Source organism: Cellulomonas phragmiteti (assembly GCF_016862775.1).
Classification (GTDB): domain Bacteria; phylum Actinomycetota; class Actinomycetes; order Actinomycetales; family Cellulomonadaceae; genus Cellulomonas; species Cellulomonas phragmiteti.
In genome coordinates this window covers 12,500-36,557 of record NZ_BONP01000019.1, presented here as the reverse complement: position 1 = coordinate 36,557, position 24,058 = coordinate 12,500, and the positions used below count along the sequence as shown (strand labels likewise).

At 76.3% G+C, this 24,058-nt stretch carries 24 protein-coding genes; 10 read left to right on the top strand and 14 right to left on the bottom strand.

Going from position 1 to position 24,058, the window contains the following annotated elements:
- The first annotated feature begins 102 nt into the window (after positions 1-102).
- The gene (locus Cph01nite_RS14345) at positions 103-1,041 is read left to right on the top strand and encodes a hypothetical protein (RefSeq protein ID WP_239069278.1); all 939 of its coding nucleotides are present in this window, start codon (positions 103-105) and stop codon (positions 1,039-1,041) included.
- 261 nt (positions 1,042-1,302) lie between these two features.
- Here the strand turns inward: Cph01nite_RS14345 and Cph01nite_RS14340 are convergent, their stop codons facing one another.
- Positions 1,303-1,677, bottom strand: a complete 375-nt coding sequence (locus Cph01nite_RS14340; RefSeq protein WP_203675338.1) for a VOC family protein — start codon at positions 1,675-1,677, stop codon at positions 1,303-1,305.
- A gap of 340 nt (positions 1,678-2,017) precedes the next feature.
- Here Cph01nite_RS14340 and Cph01nite_RS14335 point away from each other — a divergent pair, with 340 nt between their 5' ends.
- Positions 2,018-4,453, top strand: a complete 2,436-nt coding sequence (locus Cph01nite_RS14335) for a tetratricopeptide repeat protein (RefSeq protein WP_203675336.1) — start codon at positions 2,018-2,020, stop codon at positions 4,451-4,453.
- Here the strand turns inward: Cph01nite_RS14335 and Cph01nite_RS14330 are convergent.
- Complete coding sequence (locus Cph01nite_RS14330; RefSeq protein ID WP_203675334.1) at positions 4,443-6,395, bottom strand: S16 family serine protease; 1,953 nt, start codon at positions 6,393-6,395, stop codon at positions 4,443-4,445. The genes Cph01nite_RS14335 and Cph01nite_RS14330 overlap by 11 nt on opposite strands.
- A 199-nt stretch (positions 6,396-6,594) precedes the next feature.
- On the opposite strand from Cph01nite_RS14330, the gene Cph01nite_RS14325 reads away from it, so the two are divergent.
- The gene (locus tag Cph01nite_RS14325; RefSeq protein ID WP_203675332.1) at positions 6,595-7,077 is read left to right on the top strand and encodes a PPOX class F420-dependent oxidoreductase; all 483 of its coding nucleotides are present in this window, start codon (positions 6,595-6,597) and stop codon (positions 7,075-7,077) included.
- Between the two features lie 28 nt (positions 7,078-7,105).
- Here Cph01nite_RS14325 and Cph01nite_RS14320 read toward each other — a convergent pair whose 3' ends face one another.
- Complete coding sequence (locus Cph01nite_RS14320) at positions 7,106-7,738, bottom strand: helix-turn-helix domain-containing protein (RefSeq protein ID WP_203675330.1); 633 nt, start codon at positions 7,736-7,738, stop codon at positions 7,106-7,108.
- A gap of 257 nt (positions 7,739-7,995) precedes the next feature.
- On the opposite strand from Cph01nite_RS14320, the gene Cph01nite_RS14315 reads away from it, so the two are divergent.
- Together Cph01nite_RS14315 and Cph01nite_RS14310 are read left to right on the top strand one after the other, a co-directional pair.
- Positions 7,996-9,654, top strand: coding sequence for an NCS1 family nucleobase:cation symporter-1 (locus Cph01nite_RS14315; protein WP_203675328.1), 1,659 nt, complete (start codon positions 7,996-7,998; stop codon positions 9,652-9,654).
- Entirely contained in the window at positions 9,651-10,433 is a 783-nt protein-coding gene (locus Cph01nite_RS14310; protein WP_239069277.1) for an aspartate/glutamate racemase family protein, read from the top strand. Before Cph01nite_RS14315 ends, Cph01nite_RS14310 begins: the two co-directional genes overlap by 4 nt.
- Before the next feature lie 116 nt (positions 10,434-10,549).
- Here Cph01nite_RS14310 and Cph01nite_RS14305 read toward each other — a convergent pair whose 3' ends face one another.
- Positions 10,550-11,035 (bottom strand): acyl-CoA thioesterase, encoded by a 486-nt coding sequence (locus Cph01nite_RS14305; RefSeq protein WP_203675326.1) that lies wholly within the window; start codon positions 11,033-11,035, stop codon positions 10,550-10,552.
- Positions 11,036-11,088: 53 nt separating this feature from the next.
- The gene (locus Cph01nite_RS14300; RefSeq protein WP_239069276.1) at positions 11,089-12,123 is read right to left on the bottom strand and encodes a LysR family transcriptional regulator; all 1,035 of its coding nucleotides are present in this window, start codon (positions 12,121-12,123) and stop codon (positions 11,089-11,091) included.
- An 82-nt stretch (positions 12,124-12,205) separates the two neighbouring features.
- Here Cph01nite_RS14300 and Cph01nite_RS14295 point away from each other — a divergent pair, with 82 nt between their 5' ends.
- From Cph01nite_RS14295 to Cph01nite_RS14285, 3 genes are all read left to right on the top strand, one after another.
- A complete protein-coding gene (locus Cph01nite_RS14295; protein ID WP_203675324.1) occupies positions 12,206-13,288 on the top strand; it encodes an aminotransferase class V-fold PLP-dependent enzyme in 1,083 nt (360 codons plus the stop codon).
- An 86-nt stretch (positions 13,289-13,374) separates the two neighbouring features.
- A complete protein-coding gene (locus Cph01nite_RS14290; protein WP_239069275.1) occupies positions 13,375-14,115 on the top strand; it encodes an SIR2 family NAD-dependent protein deacylase in 741 nt (246 codons plus the stop codon).
- A gap of 21 nt (positions 14,116-14,136) precedes the next feature.
- Positions 14,137-14,595 carry a VOC family protein gene (locus Cph01nite_RS14285; protein WP_203675322.1) on the top strand — a complete coding sequence of 153 codons (459 nt, stop codon included), beginning with the start codon at positions 14,137-14,139 and terminating at the stop codon, positions 14,593-14,595.
- Positions 14,596-14,625: 30 nt separating this feature from the next.
- Here the strand turns inward: Cph01nite_RS14285 and Cph01nite_RS14280 are convergent, their stop codons facing one another.
- Positions 14,626-15,195, bottom strand: coding sequence for an alpha/beta hydrolase family protein (locus Cph01nite_RS14280; RefSeq protein WP_203675320.1), 570 nt, complete (start codon positions 15,193-15,195; stop codon positions 14,626-14,628).
- Positions 15,196-15,331: 136 nt separating this feature from the next.
- Here Cph01nite_RS14280 and Cph01nite_RS14275 point away from each other — a divergent pair, with 136 nt between their 5' ends.
- Positions 15,332-16,165 carry a Cof-type HAD-IIB family hydrolase gene (locus Cph01nite_RS14275; RefSeq protein WP_275407407.1) on the top strand — a complete coding sequence of 278 codons (834 nt, stop codon included), beginning with the start codon at positions 15,332-15,334 and terminating at the stop codon, positions 16,163-16,165.
- 27 nt (positions 16,166-16,192) lie between these two features.
- On the opposite strand, the gene Cph01nite_RS14270 is transcribed toward Cph01nite_RS14275, so the two are convergent.
- The 8 genes from Cph01nite_RS14270 to Cph01nite_RS14235 form a co-directional block, all read right to left on the bottom strand.
- Positions 16,193-16,954, bottom strand: coding sequence for a PIG-L deacetylase family protein (locus tag Cph01nite_RS14270; RefSeq protein ID WP_203675318.1), 762 nt, complete (start codon positions 16,952-16,954; stop codon positions 16,193-16,195).
- A gap of 342 nt (positions 16,955-17,296) precedes the next feature.
- Positions 17,297-17,734, bottom strand: coding sequence for a D-aminoacyl-tRNA deacylase (dtd, locus tag Cph01nite_RS14265; protein ID WP_203675316.1), 438 nt, complete (start codon positions 17,732-17,734; stop codon positions 17,297-17,299).
- Positions 17,735-17,747: 13 nt separating this feature from the next.
- Positions 17,748-18,731, bottom strand: coding sequence for an asparaginase (locus Cph01nite_RS14260; RefSeq protein WP_203675314.1), 984 nt, complete (start codon positions 18,729-18,731; stop codon positions 17,748-17,750).
- Entirely contained in the window at positions 18,728-19,069 is a 342-nt protein-coding gene (locus tag Cph01nite_RS14255; RefSeq protein WP_203675312.1) for a DUF2516 family protein, read from the bottom strand. Before Cph01nite_RS14255 ends, Cph01nite_RS14260 begins: the two co-directional genes overlap by 4 nt.
- Before the next feature lie 61 nt (positions 19,070-19,130).
- Entirely contained in the window at positions 19,131-20,246 is a 1,116-nt protein-coding gene (locus tag Cph01nite_RS14250) for an FUSC family protein (RefSeq protein WP_239069274.1), read from the bottom strand.
- 19 nt (positions 20,247-20,265) lie between these two features.
- The gene (gene ygfZ, locus Cph01nite_RS14245; RefSeq protein WP_203675295.1) at positions 20,266-21,468 is read right to left on the bottom strand and encodes a CAF17-like 4Fe-4S cluster assembly/insertion protein YgfZ; all 1,203 of its coding nucleotides are present in this window, start codon (positions 21,466-21,468) and stop codon (positions 20,266-20,268) included.
- Position 21,469: 1 nt separating this feature from the next.
- A complete protein-coding gene (locus tag Cph01nite_RS14240; RefSeq protein ID WP_203675293.1) occupies positions 21,470-22,069 on the bottom strand; it encodes a heme-binding beta-barrel domain-containing protein in 600 nt (199 codons plus the stop codon).
- A gap of 257 nt (positions 22,070-22,326) precedes the next feature.
- Positions 22,327-23,061: a hypothetical protein gene (locus Cph01nite_RS14235; protein WP_203675291.1), complete on the bottom strand. Its 735-nt coding sequence runs from the start codon at positions 23,059-23,061 to the stop codon at positions 22,327-22,329.
- Between the two features lie 206 nt (positions 23,062-23,267).
- Between Cph01nite_RS14235 and Cph01nite_RS14230 the strand changes: the two genes are divergently transcribed.
- Entirely contained in the window at positions 23,268-23,993 is a 726-nt protein-coding gene (locus Cph01nite_RS14230) for a winged helix-turn-helix transcriptional regulator (RefSeq protein WP_203675289.1), read from the top strand.
- Positions 23,994-24,058: the final 65 nt, after the last annotated feature.

Here is a 24,058-nt window from a genome sequence, read left to right as displayed (position 1 = left end):
ACCACCGGGTGATCCTCGGCCGCGGGGACCTCCGTCGGGCGCACGGTCGGCGCCGCGCGGCGCATCATGGGGTGCCCGACCGCCGACGAACGGACCGCCGCCATGAACCCGTCCCGTCGACGCACGACCTCTCCCGTGCTGGGCGCCGCGCTGGCCGCCGCCGTGCTGCTCGCCGCGGTCCCCGGCGCCGCGACCGCCGCGCACGCCGACGCCCCGGCGATCAGCGCGATGTGGGTCTGGGACAACCCGCTCGACCACGCCGTGGACGTGCGCGGCACGGGCTACGCGCCGGCGGACACCGCGACGCTCGCCGCGTTCGTGCGCGAGCACGGCCTGACGACGGTGCACGTCTCGGCCCCGTGGGCGTCGGACGAGGGGCCTGTGGCGGCCTGGCTCACGGACACGGTCGCCGCGGTGCGCGCCGAGGGCGCGACCGTCGGCGTGCTGGGGGGCGACGCGCCGTGGCTCGGGCAGCCGGCGCTGGCGGTGCAGTGGATGCAGGCGGCGACGCACGGCCGTGCGGTCGACCACGTCCAGCTGAACGTCGAGCCGTGGACGCGACCGGAGTGGTTCACGGACCGCGCGGGCTCGGTGACGCGCTGGCTGGCGGTGCTCGACACCGTGCGGGCCGCGCTGCCGCCGGGCGTCGGGCTGGGCGTCGACGTCCCCTACTGGCTGGCGTGGGAGCCGTGGGGCACCGGCACGGTGGCCGACGCCGCCATGGCACGCGCCGACCGCGTCGAGATCGTCGCGTTCGTCGACCACGCGCACGGCCCGGATGGGATCCTGGCGCTCTCCGCCGACGCGGTGGCCGCCGCCGTGGCAGCCGGCCTGCCGTTCACGGTGGGTGTCGAGACGGACACCCCGGCCGTCGCCGGGGGCGCCGAGTGGACGTTCGGGGACGACGGGCTCGCGGCCCTGCTCACCGAGACGGCCCTGGTCCGCGACGCCCTGGCCGGGACACCCGGCTACGAGGGCGTCGCCGTGCAGCACTACCGCACGTGGCGCAGCCTGCAGGACGCCGCCACCTCCGCCGGCTGACACCCGCCCGGCGCTCCACCTACCCGCGCACGCGCTGCGGTGCGCAACCGGTCACCACCGCCGCGCCGGTGGCACGCCGCACCGGTGGCACGTCACACGGGTGGCTCGTCGTCGTGGTCGCGGTACCCGTCACGGCCCCATGGCGGGCCTCACGGCCACCGGGAGCGGCCGGTCCACGGAGTGGTCGACGTGATCGTCAGCGCGCCCGGGGCTCCGTCCTCGTGGAGCACGTCCCGCGCGGGGTACGGCCGCCGCTGCCGCTCACCCCGCGGCCCACACCCCGAGCTCGTTGCCGCTCGGGTCGCGGAAGTGGAAGCGGCGACCGCCGGGGAAGTCGTACGGGCCCTCGGTGACCGTGCCCCCCGCGGCGCGGACGGCCTGCGCGCTCGCGTCGAGGTCGGACGAGTACAGCAGGACGAGCGGGCCACCGGGGCGCACCTCGTCGTCCAGGCGGAAGCCCCCCGCCTCGGCCGGGCCGCCGCCGGAACGGTGGATCCCGACGTAGGCGGGGCCGGGACCGTAGTCCGTGAAGGTCCACCCGAAGGCGGCGCCGTAGAACGCCTTCGCCGCGAGGAGGTCGCTCGCCGCGAGCTCGATGTAGTCGATCGCGTGGTGCGTGTGCTCGGCTTCGGACATACCCCGCATCGTGGCACGCACCACCGACAGCCCCCCGGGGCACGGCGTCGTCGCCGTCTCGGATGGCAGGACACGACGACGTCGACACCGGGCCGGGTCGCGTTCTCGACCCGTACCGGCCACCCAGCCCGGTCTCGACGGCCGACTGTCCCGGGGCTGGACCCCCGGACGGTGGTGACCCGGCCGGGTGTCCAGCCGCGGCCGCCAGCCGCGGGCCGCCGGGCGGGCGGACGGGCCCGGGCGGACGGGGCGGGTGAAAGCCGTGGTCAGCGACGCCCGGACGCGGACCCGGTCACTAGGGTGGGCCGCCTGTCCAGCACGGGTACGCGGGAGGTCGCCGATGGCTCGACCCGACGAGCTCGACGTCGTCGCGGAGCAGCTCGGCGCCCTGCGTCGGCAGGTCGGCTCGCCGTCGTTCGCGGAGATCGCCCAGCGCATCGGCGCCCGCCGGGCGGCGCGCGGCGAGCCCGGCGACGTACCGGCCCGCAGCACCGTGTACGACTGCTTCCGCCCCGGACGGCGGCGGGTCGACGTCACGCTCGTCGGTGACATCGTCGCGGCCCTGGGGCTCACCGCGGAGGAGTCCGCGGCGTGGCTGGCGGGGGTCGGCCTGCACGGCGCGCAGGGGCGCTGGACCGAGGCCGCGCACGGCAGCGGGCTGCGGACCGAGGCTCCGGGCCTGCTCGTCGGGCGTCAGCGCGAGCTCGAGGTCGTCCGGCGGGCGGTGCGCGAGCGCGACGTGCCGGTGGTGCTCGTCGAGGGCATGGCGGGCGTCGGCAAGTCGACCCTCGCCCGGCACGTCGGCCAGGACCTCGTGGCGGCGGGCGCGGCCGAGCGCGTCCTGCACCTGGACGTCGACGGGTCGTCGGCCTCGCGCCGCCCGGCCGGGCCGATGGCGGTGGTCGCGGCCGCGGCCCGCCACCTGGATGTGCGCCTGCCCCCGACGGCCGACGTGGCCACCGCGCGCGCCGCGCTGGCCGCGCACCTGGCGGGCGGCCGGGTGCTGCTGATCCTCGACGACGTGCCCGCGGCCGACCACGTCGTCGCCCTCGCCGGGACCGACGGCCTGCGCCTCGTCGTGACGTCGCGCCGCCGGCTGACCCTGCCGGCCGGGGTCCCGCACGAGCGCGTGCGGCTGCGCCCGCTGGGCCGGCGCGCGGCGCACGAGCTGCTGCGGCAGGTCGCCGGGCAGGCGCGCGTCGACGCCGACCCGACCGGCGCCGCCCGGATCGTCGAGGAGCTGGGCGGGCTGCCGCTCGCGCTGGACCTCACCGCACGGCGCGTCGCCGCGACGCCCACGTGGTCGCTCGCCGACCACGCGGAGCACGTCGCGGCACGCCGGCGCACGGCCCGCGTGGAGGAGGGCGTGCGGGCCGCGTTCCACCTGTCGTACGTCGACCTGGAGCCGCGCCCGGCGCGCACGCTGCGGCTGCTCGCGGCGCAGCCGTGCGCCGCGCTGACGGTGCCGGAGGTCGCGGCGCTCACGGGCAGCACGGACGGCGTCGCGGAGCGGGACGTGGCGGCGCTCGAGGCCGTGCACCTCGTGCAGCGCGACACCGCCGGCGGGATCCGGCTGCACGACCTGGTGCGGGCGTTCGCCGCCGGGGTCGGGCAGGACGAGGACCCGCCGTCGGCGCGCACGGAGGCCGTCGCGCGGCTGCGCGAGCTGTGGGTGCAGCGCGCGTGGGCCGTGCACCACGTCCTCGGGCAGGACAAGGCCGTGCACACCAGCCGCACGCGGCAGGGCTGGCCGACACCGGGCCCGGCGGAGGCGCGCGCGTGGCTGGACCGGCTCACGGTCGACGCGGTGCTGCTGGTCGACCCCGGGACGCACCCCGACCCGGAGCAGGTCGTCGAGCTCTCCGAGGCGCTGACCTGGGCGTTCAACTACTTCTCCCGCTGGCGGCCCGCGCACGTGCTGCACACGCGGGCGCGCGCCGTCGCACGCGCCACGGGCGACGAGGCGGGGGTGCTGCGCGCGACGCTCGCGCTGGGCCGCATGGCCGCGTGGCGCGGCGAGTGGGACGACGCGACGGCCCTGCTGACGTCCGCGCGACGCGGGTTCGAGGCCCTCGGCGAGCGGGCGCACGTCGAGGAGTGCGTGCAGGCCCTCGGGGTGGTCGCCGCCCAGACGGGACGGCTCGACGAGGCGGCGCAGCTGTTCGCGGACCTCGTCGACGACTTCCTCGCGACCGGGCGCGTGCACCGCGCGAGCATGACGCGCGACAACCTGGGGATCGTCCTGCGGCGCGCCGGCCGGCTGACGGAGGCCGCCGACGCGCACCGGCTCGCGGCCGCGGAGAGCGCGTCCGTGGGGCACGGCGACGACCAGTCCCGCGCGCTGGTGAACCTGTCCGACGTGCTCATCGAGCTCGGGCGCCCGGACGAGGCGCTCGTCGCCGCCCGCGACGGGCACCGGCTGGCCGTCGCGCAGGACGACGAGCGGACGATGGCCTACGCCGTCACCAACGTGGGGCTGGCGCTGGGCGCCACGGGCGACCAGGCGCGCGCGGTCGAGCACCACCGCGAGGCCCTGGCGCTGGCCCGGTCCGTCGGCGACCCGCACCTGGAGGCGTCGGTGCTGAACAACCTGGCCGACGCGCACCGCGACCTCGGCGCGCACGACCTGGCGGTGGCCGGGTACCGCGCCGCCGACGTGCTGGCCACGTCGCTGCAGGACCCGCACGAGGGGGGCCGTGCACGGGCCGGTCTGGCGGCGCTGGCCGGGCCCGCGGACGTGCTCGCCGCGGACCCGGCCGGCGCGCTCAGCCCGTGACGTCCGCCGCGACGTCCCGCCCGGCCAGGTAGGACACGACGCGGGCGGTGACGAACCCGGTGCTGTACTGCCGGACGGCCCCGAACCGGTCGGCGTCGGTGCCGTTGCGCATGACGCCGGCAGCCTCGTAGGAGCCGACGCTCAGGACGGGGTCGATGTCGTCGTCCCGCAGCGCGGTGATCTCGCTGCCCAGCTGCTGGCGGCCCAGGTCGAGCGCCCGGTTCAGCGCCGCCTGCCACCGCACGCCGACGATCGTGAGGTCCGGCCCGAGCTCGGCGTTGTTGTAGTACTTGTCGATGAGGCCGGCGTTGCGCACGTAGTTGGTCACGCCGTAGGCGAGCGCGGCGTAGTGCGCGTTGGGCTTGCCCTCACCGATGTACTGCTCGATCACGGGCAGCAGGTTGCGCTCGACGGTCGCGAACGCGACGGCCATGTCGTTGCCCGCGAGCCGGGCCAGGACGTCCTCCTCCGTCGTGCCGTACTGCTGCGCGAGCGGGACGACGAAGATCTCGCGGAACGCGGTGTGGTTGGCGTCGGCCCCCCGGCGGAAGAAGTCGCCGACCGACTCCAGGTCGACGTCCTCGTCCACGGGCACGCCCGGGTTGTCGCGCCCCAGCTCGAAGGTCGCCTGCGTCGAGGTCACCATCGTCTCGGCCAGCCGCGCGTACAGCAGGGGCTGGGCGAGGTCGGTGAAGAGCGTCTCGAAGTCGAGGTACCCGCCGGCCTCGTTCTGCGCCGCCACGGCGGCGATCCGCTCGTGGGCGAACACGAGCAGCACGTAGGCGTCGAACGCCCCGGAGTAGGCGTTGACCAGGCCCTCGACGTCGGTCACCGAGCGCGGGGAGTACGTGGACAGCTGGTCGAGGAACCCGGTGACGCGTGCCGTGGTCGGGCTCACGTCGAGCGCCGCCTGGAACAGCAGGGTCAGGCCCGGCAGGCCCTGGGTGTACAGCGGGTTGAGCCACTCGCCGGCGCCGACCAGCGTCTCGGCCATCATCGCGGCCTCCTGCGCGGAGAGGAACGCGCCCGCCTGCTGGCCCTGCTGGGCGAGGTCCCGCGCCTCGACGGCCGCGGACGTGGCCACGTCGAGCAGCCCGGTGCCGACCAGCATGTTCCGCACGGGTCCCGGCAGCGCCTCGAACCGGCGGAACGCCGTGTCGTAGCGCGCGAGGGTCGTGGTGACCTGCGCGGCCACCTTGTCGTAGGACACGTTGGACAGGCGCGGGTCCGCGCCGAGCTGCGGAGCGCCCAGCGGGCTGCCGGTGAGGTGCCCGTACGCCTCGTAGACGTCGCCGACCTCGATGACGTCCACGCCCTCGCTCTCCCCCAGCCGCACGACGTCGACGACCTCGCCGGCCTGGTCCGGGGAGTTGCGCTGGCCGAGCGGCACCAGGACCCTCGTGAAGCCCTCGGCCGCGGCGGCCCGGACCTTCTCGGGGATGCCGCCGACGGGGCCGATCGTGCCGGTCGGGTTGATGGTGCCGGTCATCGTGACGTCGTCGAGGATCTCGTCGCCGCGCTGCAGCGCGATCAGCCCGGCGGTGGTCAGCGCACCGGCGCTCGGACCGTCGACCTTGCCGCTGGTCGCGAACCGGAACTCGCCGCTGAGCGGCATGCCGAGCAGCAGCGTGGACACGATCGCCGCGTTCCACGCGCCCGCCTGCGCCGACGGCCCGATGCCACCGACCTCGTTCTCGGAGAACTCGACGCGGAAGTCGCCGTCGTCCAGCGGCGTGCGGGTCAGCTCGGTCTCGCCGACCGACCCCTCGCCGCCCGGCGAGTACGCGAGCCAGCGGATCGTCAGGCTCCCCGGCCCGGCGTCGGCGGTGGGCGACGGTGCGGGCGTCGCGGTCTGCTCCGGCTCGTCGGCGGCGGCCGTGCACCCTGCCGCGAGCAGCGCGACGACGACGGCCCCGGCCGCCAGGCGTCGGATCGGTCCCATGAGCGTCCTCCAGGTTGTGCTGCCGCGGCGGGCCGCGGGTCGTGCCGGTGCGTGGACCGCACCCTCCGGTGGTGATGCTCACGCACGCGGTGCCGCCGGGTCACGCGCCGGGGTCCGCTCCGGACGATCCCGCACAGTCCGGACACCCCGGCGCCGGTCCGGGCCGCCGGGCCGCCGGGCCCGGTCGTAGGGTCGGGGCATGGCACGCAGCATCGCGACGACCACGACCGTCGACCTGGCCGGGCTCCTGGAGTTCGTCCGCCCGCGGCACCACCTGCTCCTGGTGACGACGCGGACGGACGGGCGCCCGCAGGTGTCCCCGGTGAGCGGTGGCGTCGACGACGCGGGCCGCATCGTCGTCTCGACGTACCCGGACCGCGCCAAGGCCCGCAACGCGCAGCGCGACCCGCGCGTGAGCGTCTGCGTGCTGTCGGACGAGTGGGACGGCCCGTGGGTGCAGGTCGACGGGCGTGCCGAGGTGCTGCACCTGCCCGAGGCCGAGGACGCGCTCGTCGACTACTACCGCTGCATCGCGGGCGAGCACCCCGACTGGGACGAGTACCGCGCGGCGATGCGGCTGCAGGGCAAGAGCCTGATCCGCGTGACCCCCGAGCGCTGGGGCCCGCTCGCGACGGGCGGGTTCCCGCCCGACGTCGCGGCCCGCCTGGACGCCACCCCCTGACCCCCCGGGCGCGGGCGCCCGGCGGGCGTCAGCGCGCGGCGCCCGGGTGGACGATGAGCCAGGTCGCCACCGTGGTCCCGTCGGAGCGGTTGCTCAGGCGGTGCGGTGTCGAGCACGCGTACGAGATGGTGTCGCCGGCGCGCAGGACGACCCGCTCGTCGCTGAAGTCGACGGTCAGCTCACCGTGCAGCACGGTCCCGATCTCGTACCCGACGTGCGTCACGAGCTCGTGCGCACGGCCGGCGACGGTGTGCGGCGGGTACGTCGACTCGAAGAAGTCGACGTCGTGCGAGATGCCGGGCGACAGGCGCCGGTAGACGACCCCGCCCTCGAGGGTGACCGACTCCACCTCGACCGCGCGCCGCACGACGTACCCGTCGGGCACGGGTGTCGACAGCTCCAGGTCCGGCGTGCCGGAGGTGCCGCCGAAGACGTCGACGAGCGTCGCGTCCATGGCGGTGACCAGCTCGAACAGGCGGTTGACGGACGGCCGCAGGACGCCGCGCTCGATCTGGGAGACGGCGCTGGCCGAGATGCCGAGGCGGCCGCCGACCTCGCGCAGCGTGAGACCGCGGTCCTCGCGGAGCCCGCGCAGCCGCGCCCCGAGCTGCTCCGCGTCGAAGGACGCCAGCAGGCTCCCGGTGTCCGGCGCGGTGCTCACGGCATCCCTCCCTGGTCGAGCGTCCATCAGGCGTGAAGCAGGAAGTTCACACAGGTGAAACCCGTCGCCTCTTGTGAAGCCATAGATTCACGCCGCAGCACAGTCCGGGAGCCCCTGCTTCAGGACCGTTCACGGTACGTGATCCGCCACCCTCGGCCAAGGGTGGTCCCGCCCGGTCGGGCCGCACCGACCACGCACCCGAGTGCCCGCACCACGCACCTCTCCCCCTCCCCGACGTCCCGAGTGCGAGGACCGCCATGACAGCTCCCCAGGACACCCCTGCCGTCCCTACGGACGGGCCCGTCGCCACCGCCGACGCCCCCAGCCCGCACGACGTCCTCCAGCCGGCGGGCACGCCCGGCGACGCCGTGGAGATCAAGGCGACGTACGATCCGCGGCTCACCAACGAGGACCTCGCCCCGCTGAAGAAGCAGACGTGGTCGTCGTACAACATCTTCGCGTTCTGGATGTCCGACGTGCACAGCGTCGGCGGCTACGTGACCGCCGGCTCGCTGTTCGCGCTCGGCATCGCGTCCTGGCAGGTGCTCGTGTCGCTCGTCGTCGGCATCGTCATCGTCCAGGTGTTCTGCAACCTCGTCGCCAAGCCCAGCCAGAGGACCGGGGTGCCCTACCCGGTCATCAACCGGGCGGTGTTCGGCGTGCTCGGCGCCAACATCCCCGCCGTCATCCGCGGCCTCATCGCGGTGGCCTGGTACGGCGTCCAGACGTACCTCGCGTCGGCGGCGCTCAACATCATCTTCCTCAAGTTCGTCCCGAGCTCGGCGCGGCTGCTCGAGACCTCGTTCCTCGGGCTGTCGACGCTCGGCTGGATCTCCTTCGCGATCCTGTGGGTCGCGCAGGCCGCGGTGTTCTGGAACGGCATGGAGTCGATCCGCAAGTTCATCGACTGGGCGGGCCCGGCCGTGTACGTCGTCATGATCGTCCTGGCGATCTACCTCGTCTCCGAGGCCGGCTGGGAGAACATCTCGCTGAACCTGTCCTCCGGCCCGCCCCTGACGTTCGCCGCGTCGATCCCCGTCATGTTCTCGGCCATCGCGCTGGTGGTGTCGTACTTCTCCGGCCCGATGCTCAACTTCGGCGACTTCTCGCGCTACGGGCGGTCCTTCGAGGCGGTCAAGCGCGGCAACTTCCTCGGCCTGCCGGTCAACTTCCTGTTCTTCTCGCTGCTGACCGTCGTGTGCGCGTCGGCCACCGTGCCGGTGTTCGGGGAGCTGCTGACGGACCCGATCGAGACCGTCGAGGCCATCGACACGGAGTTCGCGATCCTGCTCGGCGGCCTGACGTTCGTCATCGCGACCGTCGGCATCAACATCGTCGCCAACTTCATCGCCCCCGCGTTCGACTTCTCCAACGTCGCGCCGCAGCGGATCTCGTGGCGTACCGGCGGCATGATCGCCGCCGTCGGCTCCGTGCTCCTCACGCCCTGGAACTGGTACAACAACGCCGAGGCGATCCACTACACGCTCGGCGTCCTCGGCGCTCTCATCGGCCCGCTCTTCGGCATCCTCATCGCCGCGTACTACGTCATCGGCAAGCAGCGCATCCACGTCGACGACATGTTCTCCATGGCCCCCACCGGCCGCTACTGGTACACCCGCGGCTACAACCGCAACGCGCTGGCGACCGTCGTCGGGGCCGGTCTGGTCGCGATCTCGACCGCCGTCCTGCCCAAGCTCGCGGCGTCGCTCGGCCTGTTCGACGTCACCTGGATCGCGTCGTACTCGTGGTTCGTCGGCTGCGGGCTCGGGTTCGCCGTCTTCGTCTTCCTCGAGCGCCGCAACCCGCAGATCCCGGTGCTCGACGCGTCCGACCCGCACGTGTCCGACGGCACCCAGGACGTCTCCGCGGTCGTCGGCCAGCACGCCCGGCCGACGGGCTCCGCGGGCACGCCGTGACCGACGGCACGATCCGCCTCCGGGTGGTCAACCCCAACACCACCCGGGCGATGACCGACCTCGTCGGTCGGTCCGCCCGGGCGGTGGCGGGGCCCGGCGTGCACGTCGACGCCGTGCAGCCCACCACGGGCCCGGCGTCGATCGAGAGCCACTACGAGGAGGCGCTGGCCGCGGTCGGCGTCCTGGAGCAGGTGCGGCTCGGCGAGGCCGACGGGGTCGACGCGTACGTCGTCGCGTGCTTCGGGGACCCCGGGCTCGACGCGGCCCGTGAGCTCGCACGCGGCCCGGTGCTGGGCGTCGCGGAGGCGGCGTTCCACGCGGCGACGATGGTCGCCCGGCGGTTCAGCGTCGTGACGACGCTGGGCCGCACGGTCGGCCGGGCGCACGAGCTGCTCGACCGGTACGGGTTCGCGGGGGCGTGCGCCGCCGTGCACGCGTGCGACATCCCGGTGCTGGCGCTGGAGGACCCGGCCTCCGGCGCCCTCGAGCGCGTCACCGCGGCGTGCCGCGCGGCCGTCGAGGCCGACGACGTGGACGCCGTGGTGCTCGGGTGCGCCGGCATGGCCGCGTTCACGGACCGGATCTCCGCCGCGGTCGGGGTGCCGGTCGTCGACGGCGTGGCGGCGGCGACGACGTTCGCGACCGCGCTCGTCCGCGCGGGTCTGCGCACGTCGACCCGCTCGGAGTACGCGCCGCCGCCGTCCAAGCCCGTCGCCGGCGTGCTCGGCGGGTTCGCGATCGCGCCGACGCCCGTGCTGACGGCCGTCACCCTCGCCTGATCACCGGTCCACGTCGTGGGACGAGCCCGCTGCGAGACCGGGCTCAGATCACTCACTCGCGGGGTGAGCGACACCAGCCCGGTCTCGCGCAGCGCGCGTCTCGGGACGTGGACAGGTCACCAGGGGTGCAGGTCCGGCGACGCCCCCGGGAAGGCCGCGAACGTCGACCGCTCCTCGTCGGTGAAGGCCCGCGGCGTGTGCGACGCGCGGTCGAGCTGCACCATGCGCGAGCGGGCGCGTAGCGCCACGGCAGCCCCGGGCGCCGCGCCGTCGAGGACCTCGTACGCGAAGTCCACCGAGGAGCGCCCGAGCCGCGGCACCCACACCTCGACGACGACCGGCTCCTGCCGGAACCGGATCGGTGCGAGGTAGTCGATCTCGTGCTTGACGACGACCAGCAGCGACGCCGTCATCGCGCCGACCTCGTCGACGCCCATGCGCGGGAACAGCGTGAAGCGCGCGTCGTCCAGGTACCGCAGGAACGCGGCGTTGTTGACGTGACCGAACAGGTCGACGTCGGACCAGCGCACCTGCATGACGACACGGCCGCGGCCCGGGCGCGGCAGCCCGGGCGCCGTGGTGGGGCCGGTGGTCGGGTCCATGCCCTCACGCTACGTCGCGCGGGCGGGGCCCCGGCGCACCGCGCCTGCGGGCATCACCCCGCTGCGCGCGCCAGCGCGTCCACGACCGCAGCGACGGCGGGGACGCGCAGCAGGTCGGGGGTCGACACGGCGTGCACGCGCCGGTGCGAGGTGCCGGCCGCGGGCCGCAGCACCACACCGGGCACGCCGGCCGCCGTCCCGCGCACCAGGCCGGGCAGCACCGCGACCCCCAGGCCGGCCGCGACGAGGCCGAGCACGGCCGGGTAGTCGTCGGTCGCGTACGCGACGCGCGGCTCGAACCCGGCGGCCCGGCCGGCGGCGAGGAGGTGCCCGCGGCAGCGGGGGCACCCCGCGATCCAGGTCTCGTCGGCGAGGTCGCCGAGCGTGAGCGTGCGCGCGCCGGCCGCGGGGTGCTCGGCGGGCAGCGCGACGAGCGTCGGGTCGTCGAGCAGGTGGCGGTGGGCGAGGCGGTCGTCGTCGGGCAGCCCGCCGGGCTCGTACGTGAACGTGAGGACCACGTCGGCGTCGCCCGACGCGAGCAGGCCGACGGACTCCGGCGGCTCGGCCTCGACGAGGGTGACGGACAGCCCGGGGTGGTGGCGGCGCAGGTCCGCGAGCGCACGCGGGACGAGCGACGCGCACGCGGAGGGGAACGCGACGAGGCGCACGACGCCGGCGCGCAGCCCGGCGAGCGCCCCGACCTCGGCGACGGCGGCGTGCAGGGCGGCCGTGACGGTGGCGCCGTGGCGGGCGAGCACGCGCCCCGCCTCGGTGAGGCGCACGCTGCGCCCCGACCTGTCGAGCAGCGCGGTCCCCAGCCGCCGCTCGAGGCGTCGCAGGTGCTGGGACACCGCCGGCTGGCCGACGCCGAGGGACGCGGCGGCGGCGGTCAGGGTGCCGTGCTCGGCGACGGCCTGGACCATGCGCAGCGCACCGACGTCGAGCGCGCCGAGCCCGGCGGGGGCCGTGCCGCCGGGCGGGGCGCCGGGCAGGACGCCGGGCGTGAGGCCGGGAGGGACGCGGGGGGTGGGGTCGGGCGGTGCGGCGGGAGACGGCAGGGCCGGCTCCGGACGGTGATGGCGGGCCACCCGACGACCATAACGCCGCGTGATGTGTTCCCCCTTGAAGTCGTCGTTGTGTGATGACTTCGGCCTCGCCACAGTGGACGTCATGGCCGCCCCCTCCCCCGCCACGTCCACGCTCCCCCTCGCCGACCTGCGTGCCCGCGTCGCCCCCGTCCCCGGGTACCTCGACGCGGCGACGTCCGGCCTGCCGCTGACGACGACGACCGCCGCGCTGCGCGACGCCCTCGACGCGTGGGCCGCCGGGCACGCCACCCCGGCGACGTACGACCTCGCCGTCGCCGCGTCCCGCAGCGCGTACGCGCGCATCGCGGGCGTCGACGTGGACCGGGTCGCGATCGCCGCCCAGTCCTCGCCGCTCGTCGGACTGGTCGCGGCGGCGCTCCCCGACGGTGCGCGGGTCGTCGTGCCCGACGGTGACTTCACGTCCGTGACCTACCCGTTCCTCGCGCACGCGGACCGCGGCGTGCGGGTGCGCGCCGTGCCGCTCGAGCACCTGGCCGACGCGGTCGCCGACGGGTGCGACGCCGTCGCGACGTCGCTCGTGCAGTCCCGCGACGGGCGCGTCGTCGACCTCGCGGCGGTGCGGGCCGCGGCGTCCGACGTGGGCGCGCTGCGGGTGCTCGACGTCACCCAGGCCGCCGGCTGGTACCCGCTGGACCCCGCCACGCACGGCCCCGAGGTCACCGTCTGCTCGGCGTACAAGTGGCTGTGCGCACCGCGCGGCACCGCGTTCCTCACCACGACGCCCGAGGCCGACGCGCGCCTGCGGCCGCTCGCGGCCGGCTGGTACGCGGGTGCCGACCCGTGGACGTCGGTCTACGGGACCGACATGCGGCTCGCGCCGGGGGCGCGCCGGTTCGACACCTCGCCGGCGTGGCTGGCGTGGGTGGGCGCCGCGCCCGCGCTCGAGGCGTTCGCCCGGGTGGACGTCGCCGAGGTGCACGCCCACGACGTCGGGCTCGCCGACGGCCTGCGCGCGCGGCTGGGCCTGCCGGCCGCGGGGTCGGCGATCGTGTCGCTGCCGGACGACGACGCGGGCACCGTGCGCGCCCGCCTGACCGCCGCGGGGCTGCGGGTCGCCGGCCGCGGCGGCGGCGTGCGGCTCGCCTTCCACGTGTGGAACGACGCGTCGGACGTCGAGCGCGTCGTCGCCGCCCTGACGACCTGACGCCGTCCGCACGCCCTGACGCCGTGCGCGTCCTACGCTCGCCGGGAGCCCGGGGCCGCCCGGGCCCCGACGACGAGGACGCGCCCGTGCCGCACGCCGACGACCCGCCGACCGTGACCGTGCTGACGGGTGCGGGCATCTCGACCGCGTCGGGCATCCCCGACTTCCGCGGGCCGCAGGGCGTGTGGACGCGCGACCCGGCCGCGGCGGACCTGCTCGACATCGGCCCGTACGCGCGCGACGCGGACGTCCGCGCGCGCGGCTGGCGGGCGTGGGCGGAGCACCCCGCGTGGCACGCGCGCCCGACGGCGGCGCACCGCGCGCTCGTCGACCTCGAGCGTGCCGGCGCGCTCCTCGCGGTGCTCACGCAGAACTTCGACGGCCTGCACCAGGCGGCGGGCAGCGCCCCGGACCGGGTGGTCGAGCTGCACGGGACGCTCGCCACCACGTCCTGCCTGCGCTGCCGCGCGACGGTGCCGACGCGCGACGTGCTCGCGCGCCTGGACGCCGAGCCGGACCCGCGCTGCACCACGTGCGGCGGGGTCCTCAAGCCGGACGTCGTGTACTTCGGTGAGCGCCTGGATGAGGACGCGCTCGAGCGCGCGGCCGCCGCGGCGGGCGACGCGCACACGTTCGTCGCCGTCGGCACGACGCTGACCGTGCACCCCGTCGCCGGGCTCGTGCCGCTGGCCGTCGACGCGGGCGCACGGCTCGTCGTCGTCAACGCCGAGCCGACCGCGTACGACCACCTGGCCGACGAGATCCTCCGCGACCCGATCGACGCGGCCCTGCCGGAGCTCGTCGCGAGGCTGCTCGCCGCCCCCTGACGACCGGCCCATGATGGGTCCATGACGAGCTCACCCCGCATCACGCAGCTCCGCCTCGTCGTCGAGGCGCAGGACTACGACCGGGCCGTCGCGTTCTACCGCGACCTGCTCGGCCTGACGGAGATCGCGGCCTTCGCCGAGGGCGGTGACGACCGCGTCGCCATCCTCGACGTCGGGCGCGCCACCCTGGAGATCGCCAGCCCGGCGCACAAGCGCGTCATCGACGAGGTGGAGACCGACGGCCTGGTCGGCGCGCCGCTGCGCGTGGCGTTCGAGGTCGACGACGCGGCAGCCGCGACGGACGCCGCGACGGCGGGCGGCGCCGAGCTGCTGGCACCGCCCGTGCGGACGCCGTGGCAGTCCCTCAACTCGCGTCTGCGCGCGCCCGGGTCGCTCGAGATCACCTTCTTCCAGGAGCTCGAGTCCCCGGCGGAGCGAGCCGCCCGGCCGGGGTTCGCGAGCGACGACGAGCGGCCCTGAGCGCCGCGCTGCTCCCCCGCGGGGACCGGCTCAGGTGAGCCACGCGCGCACGGCCGCGACGACCGGCGGGTCCGCGGGGCTGTGCGGGCCACGGACGACGACGAGCGTCGTCGGGCCGGCCACCGTCGCCAGGTGCGTCGCGAGCTCGTCGGGTGTGCCGAACGGGTCGGTGGCGCCGCTGACGGCCAGGACCGGCACGGTGATCCGCGGCAGGTGCTCGACGCGCAGCGTCCCGGGCCGGCCCGGCGGGTGCAGCGGGTAGGACAGCAGCAGCAGGCCGGCCACGGGCAGCCCGTCCGCGACGGCGGCCGAGCACATCCGCCCACCGAACGACCGCCCGCCGACCACGAGCCGCTCCGTCGGCACCCCCAGGTCCGCCGCGAACGCGTCCGCCTCCTCGCGCACGCGCGCCGGCGCGGCCCGCGCGCCGCGCGGCAGGTCCACCCGACGCACCGCGACGCCGAGCGCCGTCAGGGCCTCGTCGAGCGCGACGAGCGTGCGGTGCTCGCGCGTCGCCCCGGCGCCCGGCGTCAGCAGCACGCCCGCGACGTCGAGGGGTCCCGGCCCCGCCCGCAGCACCCGCCGGTCGTCTCCCGTCATCCGCCCATCCTCGCGGCCCTCGGGAGGGCGATCCAGCCCGGGTCGCGCGGCCCGGGTCGCCCGGTCGGGGGCGGGGTCCGCGAGCGGGCGGTGGCGGCGGGCGCCGCAACCGGTGAGCCGGTGCGAGGATCATCCGGTGCCCCCGATCGATCTGCCCCGCCTCGCCGTCGTCCCCGACGTGCGTCTCGTCGCCGTCGACATGGACGGCTCGCTGCTCGACGACGCCAAGCGCATCGACCCGTCCTTCTGGCCGCTGCTCGACACGCTCGTCGCGCGCGGCGTGACCGTCTGCCCCGCGAGCGGTCGTCAGTACGCGACGCTGCGCCGGCAGATGGGCCGCGACGACCTGGTGTACGTGGCGGAGAACGGTGCGCACGTGGTGCGGGACGGCGCCGCGCTGGCGGTCCACGGGCTCGAGGCCCGCGTCGCACGGGACGTCGTGCGCCGGGTCCGTCGGCTGACCACAGCCGGCGCCGACCTGGGCGTCGTGCTGTGCGGGCTGCGCAGCGCGTACGTCGAGCGCACCGACGCGCCGTTCCTGGCGCAGTGCGAGCCGTACTACGCCCTGCTCGAGCAGGTGCCCGACCTGACGGCCGTCGAGGACACCGTCCTCAAGGTGGCGGTCTACGACTTCGGCCCGGCGGACACCGGCGCGGGCCCGGCCCTGACCCGGTTCGGCGGGGTGGCGCGCGTCCTGGTCAGCGGCGAGCACTGGGTCGACGTCATGAGCCCCGACGCCGACAAGGGCCACGCGCTGCGCGACGTGCAGCGCGCGCTGGGGGTCGGCCCGGACCAGACCGTGGCGTTCGGCGACTACTTCAACGACATCGGCATGCTCGAGGCCGCGCACTGGTCGTTCGCGATGGACAACGCGCACCCCGACGTGCGGGCCCGTGCGCGGTTCGTCGCGCCGTCCAACAACGACAACGGCGTGGTCCGCACGCTGCGGGCGCTGCTGCGGCTGGGCTGAGGAGGACGGCCGCGGGCGTCGTGCCGGTCAGGACGTGCTCCGCAGCACGGGGGGCGGCGCCTGCAGGTCGATCGCGCGCAGCGTCACGGCGTGCTCGACGCCGACGTGCCGGCCCTGCTCGGCCGTGACCGCCGGGATCAGCTCGGCCGGGGCCGGGTGCCACGGCAGCAGCGCGAGGTACTCGCGGTGCGCCTCGAGGGACGCGATCCCGCGTCGCAGCGGCTCACCGGTGACGTCGACGCCGTGGGTGGGGTGCGGGTCCCCGGCCACGAGCAGCCAGCGCACGGGGCACGGCTCGAGGCCCTCGGCGAGCAGCTCGGGGAACACCCACCGGTTGCCGGCGTCGCGTACGGCGTCGGCCACGGCGAGCCCCGCGGCGCGGTGGTCGGCCTGGTTGAGGCCCACGGGCGTCTCCTCGGCCCACGAGGTGGTGAGCACCGCGTCGGGGCGGGTGCGGCGGATCGCGGCGGCGACGTCGCGGCGCAGCCCGAGCCCGTACTGCAGCACGCCGTCCGGGTGCTCGAGGAACTCGACCTGCGTGACGCCGACCGCGTGCGAGCCGGCCACCTGCTCGCGGACCCGGAGCTCGGCGGCCTGCGCGGGCTCGAGGGCGTCCATGCCCGCCTCGCCGCGCGTGAGCAGCAGGTACGCGACCTCGACGCCGCGGGCCGTCCACGCGGCGACCGCGGCGGACGTGCCGTACTCGAGGTCGTCGGGGTGCGCGACGACGCACAGGACGCGCGTGAGCGCGTCGTCGGGCAGCAGCGGCAGCGTCGTCCGGTCGGTCATGGGCCCACGCTAGGCCGGGCGCCGTCCCGGCGCGCGACCGGGTGAACCTGGTCCGCGTGTCCACACCCTGCGTCCACAGCCCTGTGGCTCACGGGTGAGTTGGCTGGTCACCCTGTGGACGCGGCTGTGGACACAGGGTGTGGACGAGAAACGGTCCCCCAGGCCCTTGCGGCGCGGGCAGGGCAGGGCTAAGCACGGGGTGGGTGCCGCCGCGCACGGCTCTCACCTGCAGGAACGCTCGGCAACGGGGCACCCGTCGGACTGCCGGAGCGGCGCCCGACGCGGCGCCGGCCGGGCGGGTGCCGCGCGTCGCACCGGACCGTGCAACCTGTGGACGGCGCCTCAGCCGGTCGGCTCGGACGCCACGAGGATCGTCACCGGTCCGTCGTTGACGAGCTCGACGGCCATGTCGGCGCCGAACCGCCCGGTCGCGACCTCGAGCCCGCGCGCCCGCAGCGCCACGACCACGGCGTCCACCAGCGGCTCGGCCACCGCCCCGGGGGCGGCGGCGTTCCACGTAGGACGCCGGCCCTTGCGCACGTCGGCGTACAGCGTGAACTGGCTGACGACGAGCACGGGGGCGCCGACCTCGACGGCGGAGCGCTCGTCACGCAGGATCCGCAGCTCGGCGATCTTGCGGGCGACCAGCTCGACCTGCTCCGGGCCGTCCCCGGGCGTCACGCCGACGAGCGCGAGCAGCCCGGGCCGGTCGATCGCGCCGACGACCTCCCCCTCGACCCGCACCGCCGCGCGCGTGACGCGCTGCACGACCGCCCTCACCGTGGCCGCCGGCTCACGCGTCGGGGCCGAACGTCGCGCGCACCGCACCGACCGGCTGCCCGTGCCCCAGCACCGGCGTGCGAGCGGCGTCCGCCAGGAGCGCCGGGTCGACGCCCGCGAGCGCCAGCGCGGCGGCCAGCACGACGGGGCGCGGACGCCCGCCGCCGTCGAGCACCTTGAACGCGACGGCGCCGCCGCCCGGCAGCCCGGCCGCGTACACCCCGTCGGCCCCGTCCTTGGCGACGAGCCCGGGCACGGCCGTCAGGAAGGCCGTGACGTCACGTCCCGTCCCGCCGACGTGCCAGGGGTGCGCCGCCATCGCCCGTCCGACGCGCGCGGGCGCCGAGCCGTCGTCGCGGGCGGCGGCCGTCGCGATCGTCGCGAAGGCCCGCGCGAGGCCCGTGAGGGTCGTCGACAGCAGGGGCGCTCCGCAGCCGTCGACCGTGACGTGCTCGACGGGCGCACCGGTCAGCTCGCCGGTCACCGCGACGACGGCCCGCTGCAGCGGGTGCCCGGGGTCCAGGTACCCGTCCGTCGGCCAGCCCGCCGCCCGGCACGTCGCGAGCATGCCCGCGTGCTTGCCGGAGCAGTTCTGGGTCAGCGGCGCGGGGCCGTGCCCCGCGGCCCGGCGCTGCCAGGCCGCGTCCGGCGCCAACGGCCAGTCCGGCGTGTTGCCGAGGTCCGCCTCGGTCAGGCCGTGGGCCGCGAGCAGCCCGGTCACGACCTCCAGGTGGCCGGGCTCGCCCGAGTGGCTCGCGCACACCAGGGCCAGGTCCGCCCCGTCGACGTCGAGCCCGTGCCGCAGCATGGCGACCGCCTGCACGGGCTTGAGCGAGGACCGCGGCCAGATCACGACGTCCGGGTCGCCCGCGGCGTGGGCCACCGAGCCGTCGGGTGCGAGCACCACGACGTGGCCCAGGTGGACCGACTCCACGAGGTCCCCGCGGTGCACCCGCGCGAGCGGGACCGCGGCGGACGCGACGTCGGGGGCCGTCACCACCCGCCCCGCGAGGGTCCGCCGCCCCGGCGGCCCGAGTACGGGGCGACGGCCGGGCGCACGTCGACGAGGTAGACGATCGCGGCGGCCGCGCTGCCCAGGGCGAGGAACGCCGGGAAGGGCAGCCCGACCCCGAAGGGCGGGGGGATCGAGATGAACGCGACGGCCGTCGCGGCCACCAGGACCCACGTCCAGAAGGTCCGCGTCCGCTTGCCCGCGGTGGTGAACGCGGCGGCGGGGCGGCGCAGGCAGTCGACGAGCGCCCACACGGACAGCACGAAGATCACGGCGTAGAAGACGAAGTACAGGAAGACCTGCGCGGACCAGATGATGCTCACGGCGTCGAGCGTACGAGACCGCGGGCTCCCCGGTGACGTGACGGCCCCACCGGCCGCGGGCCTACAGCTCGGGGAGGGCGGTGCGCGCCTCGGCGGGCGTGGCGCGGGCCGCCTCGAGCAGGTCGACGACGAGCGAGCGCAGCAGCAGCACCAGCGACTGGGACTTCCAGTCGTCGGGGACCAGCACGTGCGGGTCGAGGGTGGCCGCGAGCGCGTGCAGGGCGTCGCGGGCCGCCCGCGGGTCGTGCCCGGCGCCCAGCGCGGCCGCCAGGTCGTCGGTCGCGCGGGCGGCGGACGCGACGGCGTCGCCGAGCGCCGGCGCGACGTGGCCCTCGTCGACGGCCGCGACCGAGCGGCGCACCAGCACGCGGGCGTTGCGCATCGCACGGTCGAGCAGCACGGCCTCGTCGACCGACCGGTCGAGCTCCGCGCGGTGCCGCCGGTGCGCGGGCGCCAGGCGCACGAGCTCGGCCGCCGAGCGGGCGGAGTCGCGCCACTCGTCCAGGGCGGGCTGCGACGCACGGCCCGTGAGCAGCGCGGCCTCGACGTCCTCGACCGACCCGCTGCGCAGCCCGCGCGCGAGGCCGTGCAGCACGGTCGCCAGCTCCTGCACCGCGGCCCGTGCGAGCGTCCGCGGGTGCCGGCGCGGGTCCGTGGGGGTCAGCAGGGCGAACGCCAGCGCGACCAGACCCCCGATGACGGCGTCGATCCAGCGGCCGAACGGCCCGCCGCCGATCTGCGGCAGCCCGACGATGACGATGGCCTGCACCCCGGCCTGCGTGGTGAGCAGCGCCCCCCGGTCCAGGAACCGGCCGACGAGCGCCGAGCCGGCCAGGACCAGCGACATCTGCCACAGCCCGGAGCCGATGACGTGGACGACGAGGTCACCCGCGGCGACCCCGATCGCGACGCCCCCGGCCAGCTCGGCCACGCGCCGCATCGACCGGTCGCGCGAGAAGCCGAGCGCGAGCCACGCCGCGACGGGGGCGAAGAACGGCATCTCGTGGCCGAACACGTGCTGGCCGATGCCGTAGGCGATGCCGGCGGCGAGCGACGCCTGCAGGATCAGCGCCCACGACGCGCGCACCCGCGCCCACCCGGCCCGCACGCGCGAGCCCAGGTGCAGCCGCAGCAGCGCCTGCGACGTGAGCGCGCGCGCCTCGCCCCGCACGCTCACGGCCGGGCGCCCACCGGGCTCACGACCCGAGCATCGGGTGCTGCCCCAGCCCGCGGGTCAGCGGTCCGCGGGCGGCGGGACGGTCGGGCGTGACGCCCTCGCCGTCCACGACGACCTCCTGCCCGGCGGCGACGGCACCGCCGTCGCAGTCGACCAGCAGGACGGCGTCGGTGGGCACGGAGCGCTTGACCACGGCCAGCGCGATCGGCCCGAGCTCGTGGTGCCGGGCGACGGACGTCACGCGGCCGACCTGCCGGCCCTGCTCGGCCGTCTCGGCGCCGCCCGCGGTGGGCGCGGCCGCACCGGGGAGCCGCACGGGTGCGCCGACCTCCGGGACCAGGTGCCCCGACCCGTCGAGGTGCAGCATGACCAGGCGCCGGGGCGGGCGTCCCAGGTTGTGCACGCGCGCGACCGTCTCCTGCCCGCGGTAGCACCCCTTGTGCAGGTGGACGGCGGTGCGCAGCCAGTCGAGCTCGTGCGGGATCGTGCGGTCGTCCACCTCGTGGGACGCGCGCGGCCGCCACGCCTCGACGCGCAGCGCCTCCGACGCCCACGTGCCGACGAGCGGCCACCCGGCGGCCGTGCGGGTGCGCACCTCCGCGACGAGCCGGTCGCGCGGCACGAGGACGACGCGCCAGCGCCGGTCCGCGCCGGGGTGCGCGTCGTCGGCGACGCCGTAGCGGGTGCCGCCGGGCACGGTGCGCGGCCACGGGTCGCGCCACGTCACGGGCTCCCCCGGCGCCCCCTCGGCGTCGACGGGCTCGGCGAGCGCCGCCCAGGCGTCCGTCACGTCCGCGACCTCGACGCGCAGCGTGAAGCGCATGCGGTCGAGCCACGCGGCCAGGGCGGGGGCCGTCTCGGTCAGCAGCCACGCGGTGGTGCCGTCGTCGACGAGGCCGACGGCGTGCTCGACGTGCCCGTGCGGGTCGAGCACGAGCAGCTCGGCCGACGTGCGCGGCGGCAGGGCCGCGACGTCCTGCGAGGTCAGCGAGTGCAGCCAGGTGAGCCGGTCGGGGCCGGTGACGGTCACGACGCCCAGGTGCGACTGGTCGACGACGGCCCCGCCGCGCGCCAGGGCGCGCTGCTCGGCCGTCGGGTCGCCATAGTGCCACGCGACCCCCGCGTCCGCGCCCGCGGCGGGCACGGCGCCGCGCTCGGCCAGGAGCGGGCTGCGGTGCCGGGGCGGGGCGACGACGGGCGTCGCGGCGCCCTCCGCGGTCACGTCAGCCGTCCACGCGGGTGAGCCGCGCGGAGGCGTACGACTGCATCGGCTCGCCGAACGCGGCGAGGTCGTGCGCCCACATGAGGTCGCCCTCGACCAGGCCGTACAGGCGCTTGCCGGCGTTGACCGCGGCACCGGTGGCCGTGTGCGCGATGAGGTCCGACGCGAGGTCGACGCGCCCGTTGCCGACGGCCCCGACGTAGACGGCCACGTACCCGGCCGGGTCGGCGATCAGCAGCTCGACGGGGTGCTGGTCGGGCGCCAGGTCGTCCGGGCGCTCCGGCGGGACGCGCCAGTAGCCCGACTCGGTGGACCACACGGGGCCCTCGGCGTCGGCCGGCAGCTCCGGGGGCGCGTCCGGGTCGACGGCAGCGGGTGCGTCGGGGTCGATCGCCGCGACGTCGTCGGGGGCGACGACGAGCCGGACGGTGGTCCGGTAGGCCAGGTACGGGCCCCCGTCGTGCGTGATCTCGAGCTCCTGCGTGAAGGCGCTCTCCTCGACACCGGGGTAGCCGACGACGCCCTCGCCGCGCCAGCGGCCCACCAACCAGGCGAGCGGGTAGACCTCGGGAGCCAGGCCCTCGGGCAGCACGAACGGCACGGTGCCTCCTCGGTTCGGTCGTGCGTCGGTGGCACACCGACGTGCACGGGCGGCGGACGGCCCGCGGGCCGCCCGGGTGGGCGCAGGTCCGCGCCGAGGGCTCAGCGCTGGCCCTTGTACAGGCGGTAGGCGACGAACCCGGCGAACCACGTGATGGTCAACGTGGCCAGCACGAGCAGACCGATGAAGAACCCCTCGAGCGCAGTCATGCACCGATCCTAACGACGTGCGGCCGTCGGATCGTCCCGAGGGCCCGCTCAGCCGGCCAGGACCCGGCCGGCGACGTACACGAGCACCCCGCTGACGGTCACGGGGAGCACCACCACGGCGAGCGACGGCAGGCGCCGCGCCAGCGCCGGGAAGCGGTCGAACAGCGCGTGCATGGCGGCGACGAGCACCCCCACCCCGAGCCCGAGCACCGCACCCGCGAGCAGCTGCACGGCCGGCAGGGCCCAGCCCACGAGGGTCCCGCCCGCGGTGGCCGCGGCGACGGTGACCAGGTAGACGAGCCAGGTGCGCCCGCGCAGCGCGACGGCCGCCGACCCCAGCGCGAGCGCGACGGCGCCCGCGACCACCAGCTCCTTGCCGCCGTCGAGCCGCGCCGTCGCGACCCACCCGGTGACGCACACCGCCAGCACCGTGCCCGCGACGGTGCCGGACACGGACTCCACCATGCGCAGCCGGCCGTCGCGGCGCAGCAGCTCGTTGACGAACGCGAGCACCACGGCACCGGCGAACACCAGTGCCATGTGCTGCAGGTACGGCTGCTCGGCGGTGAACGTCACCGCCGCGACCGCACCGAGACCGCCCAGGGCGACCACCGCTCCCGCGCCCGGGGTGAACGGCAGGCCGGCGAGCCCGGGCCAGCCGATCGCGAGCACCAGCACGAGGGCCGCGCTGACACCGGCGAGCGGCAGCACCCCGAGGTAGCCGGCGACGGCGGCGACGGCCGCGAGGACAGCCGTGAGGACCGCACGCGTCTCGACGCTCATCGCGGACCCCGCCGGCCGGGCCGTCGCCTCACGGACCGGTCGTGGCGCCGGGCGGTGGGACGGTCGTCGTCAAGCACGCGGGCGATTCTCGCAGACGTGGCGCGGGACGCCCGACCGCCGCCCGGACGGGTGGCGCGCGTGGGCGGCGGCACGGTGCCGCCTGACCACGCGGTAACGTGTGCTCCCTCGCAGCCAGGAGGTGACAGGTGGCGGATCTGCTGCTGCTCACGCCTGCGTCCGGGGGTTCGGCACAGGTGCTACCCGCGTTGGGGCTCCTGTCCCACCGGGTCCGGGTGCTCCCCGTCGAACCGTCCGCCCTCGTGGACGCACCGGACGCGGACATCGTCGTGCTCGACGCGCGCCGTGACCTCGTCACCGCGCGCACCACGTGCCGGCTGCTGCGCGCCACCGGACTGACCGTCCCGCTGGTGCTCGTCCTCACCGAGGGCGGCCTGACGGTCGTCACCGCCGAGTGGGGCGCCAACGACATCATCCTCGAGCACGCGACGCCGGCCGAGGTCGAGACGCGGTTCCGGCTGGTCATGGAGCACGCGGCGTCCTCGTCGTACGACGACGCGCCGCAGGAGATCTCGTCGGGCGAGCTGACGATCGACGCCGGCGGGTACACCGCCCGGCTGCGCGGTCGCCCGCTCGACCTGACGTACAAGGAGTTCGAGCTCCTCAAGTACCTCGTGCAGCACCCGGGGCGCGTGTTCACCCGCGCCCAGCTGCTGCAGGAGGTCTGGGGCTACGACTACTACGGGGGCACCCGGACCGTCGACGTCCACGTGCGCCGGCTGCGCGCCAAGCTCGGCCCCGAGCACGAGCAGCTCATCGGCACCGTGCGCAACGTGGGCTACCGGTTCGACCCGCCCAAGGACCGCCGCGCCGCCGACGACCGCACCGACGTGCCGGAGCCCGCGGGCGCCTGAGGCGACCACGCGCCACCACCCCTGACGGCACGAGCCCGCGCGCCGGGACGCCGTCGGCCACGACA

Excerpts from the sequence above, each read along its gene's own strand:
- Cph01nite_RS14235 (WP_203675291.1), bottom strand. The coding sequence starts at position 23,061 with ATGAGCGTCGAGACGCGTGCGGTCCTCACGGCTGTCCTCGCGGCCGTC.
- Cph01nite_RS14295 (WP_203675324.1), top strand. The coding sequence starts at position 12,206 with ATGGCCGCCCCCTCCCCCGCCACGTCCACGCTCCCCCTCGCCGACCTG.
- Cph01nite_RS14270 (WP_203675318.1), bottom strand. The coding sequence starts at position 16,954 with ATGACCGACCGGACGACGCTGCCGCTGCTGCCCGACGACGCGCTCACG.
- Cph01nite_RS14325 (WP_203675332.1), top strand. The coding sequence starts at position 6,595 with ATGGCACGCAGCATCGCGACGACCACGACCGTCGACCTGGCCGGGCTC.
- Cph01nite_RS14305 (WP_203675326.1), bottom strand. The coding sequence starts at position 11,035 with ATGGACCCGACCACCGGCCCCACCACGGCGCCCGGGCTGCCGCGCCCG.
- Cph01nite_RS14285 (WP_203675322.1), top strand. The coding sequence starts at position 14,137 with ATGACGAGCTCACCCCGCATCACGCAGCTCCGCCTCGTCGTCGAGGCG.
- Cph01nite_RS14335 (WP_203675336.1), top strand. The coding sequence starts at position 2,018 with ATGGCTCGACCCGACGAGCTCGACGTCGTCGCGGAGCAGCTCGGCGCC.
- Cph01nite_RS14345 (WP_239069278.1), top strand. The coding sequence starts at position 103 with ATGAACCCGTCCCGTCGACGCACGACCTCTCCCGTGCTGGGCGCCGCG.
- Cph01nite_RS14330 (WP_203675334.1), bottom strand. The coding sequence starts at position 6,395 with ATGGGACCGATCCGACGCCTGGCGGCCGGGGCCGTCGTCGTCGCGCTG.
- Cph01nite_RS14315 (WP_203675328.1), top strand. The coding sequence starts at position 7,996 with ATGACAGCTCCCCAGGACACCCCTGCCGTCCCTACGGACGGGCCCGTC.
- Cph01nite_RS14280 (WP_203675320.1), bottom strand. The coding sequence starts at position 15,195 with ATGACGGGAGACGACCGGCGGGTGCTGCGGGCGGGGCCGGGACCCCTC.
- Cph01nite_RS14340 (WP_203675338.1), bottom strand. The coding sequence starts at position 1,677 with ATGTCCGAAGCCGAGCACACGCACCACGCGATCGACTACATCGAGCTC.